This is a genomic window from Sphaerospermopsis reniformis (assembly GCF_005402885.1).
Taxonomy (GTDB): Bacteria; Cyanobacteriota; Cyanobacteriia; order Cyanobacteriales; family Nostocaceae; genus Sphaerospermopsis; species Sphaerospermopsis kisseleviana.
This window is the reverse complement of record NZ_BJCE01000337.1, coordinates 1-4384: the sequence shown is the minus strand read 5'-3', so window position 1 is coordinate 4384 and position 4384 is coordinate 1. Positions and strand designations below refer to the sequence as shown.

Genomic DNA, 4384 nt, shown 5'->3' with positions numbered 1-4384 from the left:
TCTGCCTCCTGCCTCCTGCCTCCTGCCTTCTGCCTCCTGCCTTCTGCCTCCTGCCTCCTGCCTCCTGCCTTCTGCCTTCTGCCTCCTGCCTTCTGCCTTCTGCTATAATTAAACGTAAAATAGATGATAGAACCCCGATTTTTTAAAGAAGTCGGGGATCTGGATATTTAAGTTAACTATTGGGAAAAATCTTCCTCATCTTCTGCAATGCTTTCTGTTTGACGCTCCTGCTGAAGTTGGTTTAATAAACTCAGCACTTTAGTACCACGTTCAAGAGAGCGATCCTCAACAAAGATCACTTCTGGAGTACGACGCAGCCTTACTCTAGCACCTAGTTCACTACGGACATAACCAGTTGCTGATTTTAAACCCTCCATTGTTTCAGCTTTAGCTTCCTGGGTCCCATAAATACTGACGAAAATTTTAGCGTGTTGCAAGTCACCGGAAACATCTACATCGGTGACACTCACCATTCCTGTACCCACACGGTCATCTTTAATACCGTTGAGCAACATTTGGCTAACTTCCCGTTTAATTAATTCAGCAACGCGGGAAACGCGGCGATTTGTAGCCATATAAATTCCGCCTTCTCACAGAGGTTTTACGATATGATATAGATGCAAATTCAGGATAATAGCTGTAAAACTTACAGCAATTGTCCTGATGTTTAAACCCTATTCAGGTTTTAGTTTAGATTGTACTCAAACCCAGCATCGCCCGGAGAGTCAAAGTTACGAAAAAGAACCCTCCTACTAATAAACCAAGCACTGCTATTAGAGTACCTGGGCGTTTTAAAAAAGGCATCAATGGCTGAAAGGTATTCAGCAAAAGACCTAAGACGATAGTAACCAAGTACCGGGGGTAGCGAAATACGTTATCCCAAAATCCATCAAACATTTGAATATAGACTGCCTTGTTATAAACTATAGTTTGTTTTCAGGTGCTTATTTAATTTAATTGTAGTCTATAGGGTTGAAAATTGCTCAATTCATATAAAATAACTAATTGGTAATAGGTAATTGGTAATGGGTAATTGGTAATTAGTAATTTTTATTTTAATAGAAATATAGAAATATATATGATTAGTAAAGTTTCTCAAACAACTTACCCGCGTCCTTTTTTAAAGTGGGCGGGAGGTAAAGGTAGGTTGATTTCTCAATATCAAAAATATTTTCCCACAAATTACCAGCATTATTATGAACCCTTTTTAGGTGGAGGGGCGGTTTTTTTTCATCTCCAAGCACAAAACATATTTTCCCAAGCTGTTTTAACTGATATTAATACTGATTTAATTACGACCTATTGCTGTGTTAGAGATCATGTTGACGAATTAATTGAACGTCTACAAAAACACAAGGAAAAACATCATAAAAATCATGGAGATTATTATTATAAAATACGTTCTAATTCGGAAGGAACAGATTTACAGAAAGCAGCTAGGTTTATTTATTTGAATAAAACCTGTTTTAATGGTTTATATCGAGTCAATTCTCAAGGTAAATTTAACGTTCCTTTGGGTAGATATAAAAATCCTGGTATTTGTCAGGAAGATGTTTTAAGACTTGCATCAAAAGCACTTGCTACAGCAGACATTGAAAACGCAGATTTTACCACAGTTTTGAATTATGCTACTAGCAGTGATGATTTTGTTTTTTTTGATCCTCCCTATCAACCTCTGAGTGAAACCAGTAATTTTACAGCTTATAGTAAATATTTATTTGGGGAAAAACAGCAACAACAATTAAGAGATGTATTTGCAGAATTAGCTAAACGGGGTGTTAAGGTAATGTTAGCAAATTCAGATTGTGATTTTATTCGTGATCTTTATCGTCGGTTTAATATTCATGCAATTTCCGCTGCCAGATCCATTAATTCTAATGTTAATAAGCGGGGTAATATTAGTGAGGTTTTAGTGACTTCTTATTAGAGGATGTCTGAATCAGACAAAAAAGATTGGAAGTAAGTATTCAGATATAGCAATTTTTGATATCCAGATCCCTAAGTAATATTGTTAATTTTCTGCGATATAATCTACAAAATCAGGAATTTGTTGATGATCTGGCAACTTTTGTAAAATTTCTTTCTCATCATTAAACTTGCGTTGAGCGATCGCTATTTCCTCTGGTTTATTACTAGAAAATGTCAATTGTTTAACCGCTTAGTTTTTTCCATACTGATCCACTGCTAAATACAGCAGTTTCCGTTATTATGAGGTACAGATATTAATGATAAAACCCTTGTAACACGGGCATACTTCGACTTACTTCGACTTACTTCGACACCGCCCTTCGACACCGCTCAGGACAGGCTCAGGACAGGCTCAGGACAGGCTCAGTACAAGTCGCTCAGTACAAGTCTTGCCTGTTCATAGTGTACCTCATGACACTGGGAAGTGCTGTTAAGTTGTCCCAAAATTACCACTTCCTAAAATTTTGAGCAGTTGATATTTTCCACCGACATTATTCATAATAGCACCACCATCACAGAGATGATCCCCCTCTTCATCTTCAGCATGAGTAAATATTAAGAAATTTTACTTGATCTATACTATACCAAATATGCTATGATTGGTGAAATTTACCTTGGTTGATTTATTAAGTATTTTTACGGTAATGATTCCGGGGTAAGATCCCCGACTTCTGTTAATAAACCATAATTTCTTGTCACGATTAAATAAAAAATTCGGGGATCTGACGGGGAATTTTTCAAAAAGTCAAAATAAAATTAATCAAACAGGAAAATCATGAACAATAAAATTCGTTATCCCCTACTAAGTTTAAGCGTCTTATTTATTCTCATTTATGCTTTCATCCCATCCAGTAGACAATATTTTTCATATTTCGTAGTTTTGGGATTTGCCGTATTAACTATTTATTTAACATGGGATGGTTATGACATCAGAAAAAAATTACAAAATCAATTTCAACCATCTTTAAAACAAGGGATAGCGAATGCAATTAAAGATGTTTATAATCGTCATCCAACAAAATATGAACAAATTAATAAAGCAGCTTTAATAGACAGTGTGACAAATTCTCACTTACAAGACTGGGAAAAAAAGAAACGTTATTATCAATCTTTGCCAAATTTCCTCTTATCAATCGGATTATTTGGTACTTTTTTAGGAATTACTTTAAATCTGTTATTGATTAGCGGTAATCTAGGAGGTGAAGTAGACATACAAACAATTTTACCAAATATTGTTAACTCAATGGGTGTAGCTTTTGGTAGTAGTTTATTTGCATTAGCTTGTAGTATTTTTTAGTTAAATTTTACCCAGTATCAGAATTAGAAATAGAAAAAGAAAACTTAATCATCTCCATAGAACATTCCATTGATAATGAATTTTTGCTAAACAGTCAAACTACCAGCAAAATAGATCAGTTAATTACATCTATTAATAACTACTCTGATAGCTTAAAAAGTTTCCTTTCAGGTTTAGATCAAAACACCAAAAAATTTGCAACTGCGATCACGGAAGCTACAGATAAAATTAACACCTCAGCAAACAACTTTCAAACTATTGTTAATCAATCTTCCCAAACCATGCAAACAGGAGCAAATGTTTTAAATAATGCTACTGCTAATATAGCAAACTTAACTACAAAATTTGTTGATATTTCCTCATCCTTACTCACATCATCACAATCATTTGAAAAATCTATATCTTCCCTAGAAAAATATGGAGATAGTTTAGAAAATCTCAGTGATAGCTTAATCAATAATTCCCAACAAATCCAACAATTAGCTCAAAATAATACAGATAATATAAAAAGTCTCAGTAACAGATTAATTAGTAATTCTAACGATGTAAAAAACCTCATACAAAATAATCAACAAAATCTCACTACCGTTACAGATCGTCTCTTGCAGAATGTTAACAGTATTTCCACATCTACCCAAACATTTAATAATAATGTTAACCAAATTGTCACATCTTTAAATCAACATAGTTTACAAGTAGGAGAATATAATACAAACCTCCAACAATTAGCAGGATTAATCAACAATGCAACCCAATCATCTAATAATAATATACCCCAATTAGCCTCTATGTTAGGAAATCAAGTTAATCAATTACAAACTACCGCCAACCAACTCAATCAAAATTCCCAAATGTTGCAACAAATCAATAGTAACCTATCTGTATTATTAACCAACTTCCAACAATTCCAACAATCACAAAATTAACAACTATAAAATTAAATTAACCAGATCCCCGACTTATTTTACTATTCTGTCAATCAAATATAAATTGATAAGCTGTTGTGCAGCTAGATTGTATAATAGGGAATTAAGTAACTAAGCGATCGCTTCTGAATTATGCCAGCAAAAAACCATCTGTCTCAAGAACAGAGAGAAAAGCTGTTAAAACACCTAAAAG

The 4384-nt window shown here is 34.1% G+C and carries 6 protein-coding genes; 3 read left to right on the top strand and 3 right to left on the bottom strand.

Annotated elements, in window-relative coordinates; genetic code table 11:
- Positions 1-176: 176 nt before the first annotated feature.
- Both rbfA and FFR48_RS25785 read right to left on the bottom strand, forming a co-directional pair.
- Complete coding sequence (rbfA, locus tag FFR48_RS25790) at positions 177-575, bottom strand: 30S ribosome-binding factor RbfA (RefSeq protein ID WP_096568313.1); 399 nt, start codon at positions 573-575, stop codon at positions 177-179.
- Between the two features lie 115 nt (positions 576-690).
- Entirely contained in the window at positions 691-897 is a 207-nt protein-coding gene (locus tag FFR48_RS25785) for a DUF751 family protein (RefSeq protein WP_096568315.1), read from the bottom strand.
- Positions 898-1078: 181 nt separating this feature from the next.
- Here FFR48_RS25785 and FFR48_RS25780 point away from each other — a divergent pair, with 181 nt between their 5' ends.
- Entirely contained in the window at positions 1079-1927 is an 849-nt protein-coding gene (locus FFR48_RS25780; protein ID WP_137669332.1) for a DNA adenine methylase, read from the top strand.
- Between the two features lie 84 nt (positions 1928-2011).
- Here the strand turns inward: FFR48_RS25780 and FFR48_RS30295 are convergent, their stop codons facing one another.
- Positions 2012-2146, bottom strand: coding sequence for a hypothetical protein (locus FFR48_RS30295; protein WP_255427041.1), 135 nt, complete (start codon positions 2144-2146; stop codon positions 2012-2014).
- 597 nt (positions 2147-2743) lie between these two features.
- Here FFR48_RS30295 and FFR48_RS25775 point away from each other — a divergent pair.
- Together FFR48_RS25775 and FFR48_RS25770 are read left to right on the top strand one after the other, a co-directional pair.
- Entirely contained in the window at positions 2744-3265 is a 522-nt protein-coding gene (locus FFR48_RS25775) for a hypothetical protein (RefSeq protein ID WP_137669331.1), read from the top strand.
- An 83-nt stretch (positions 3266-3348) separates the two neighbouring features.
- Positions 3349-4191, top strand: coding sequence for a hypothetical protein (locus FFR48_RS25770; RefSeq protein ID WP_137669330.1), 843 nt, complete (start codon positions 3349-3351; stop codon positions 4189-4191).
- Positions 4192-4384: the final 193 nt, after the last annotated feature.